At 65.1% G+C, this 496-nt stretch carries 1 protein-coding gene; it reads left to right on the forward strand.

The window, feature by feature from the left end:
- Positions 1–496: IS630 family transposase (locus tag AC5WS8_RS39375; RefSeq protein ID WP_496108273.1), on the forward strand; the 496-nt coding region annotated here is incomplete at both ends.

Consider the following 496-nt stretch of genomic DNA (forward strand, 5'->3'; position numbering starts at 1 on the left):
CGGGTCGGCCACCCACCATCGGGGTTGATCAGGTGGAAGCAGTCGTGGTCGCCACGCTGGAGGAGATCCCGAAGAACGCCACCCACTGGTCACGGAAGTCGATGGCGGAGCACAGCGGCCTGTCGAAGTCCACCGTCGGCCGGATCTGGCGGAAGTTCCAGCTCAAGCCGCATCTGGCAGACACGTTCAAGCTGTCCACGGACCCGTTGTTCGTGGAGAAGGTCTACGACGTCGTCGGTCTGTACTTCAACCCGCCCGAGGGCGCGGTGGTCCTCTCGGTGGACGAGAAGTCCCAGATCCAAGCCCTGGACCGCTCCCAGCCGGTGCTGCCGATAATGCCGGGCATGCCCGAGCGGCGCACCCACGACTACGTCCGCAACGGGCTGACCACCTTGTTCGCCGCGTTCGACATCGCCAGCGGCGAGGTCATCAGCGCCCTGCACCGCCGGCACCGGGCAGCGGAGTTCAAGAAGTTCCTGATCCGAATCGACAAGGA

This window comes from Streptomyces sp. PTL18, from assembly GCF_059510295.1.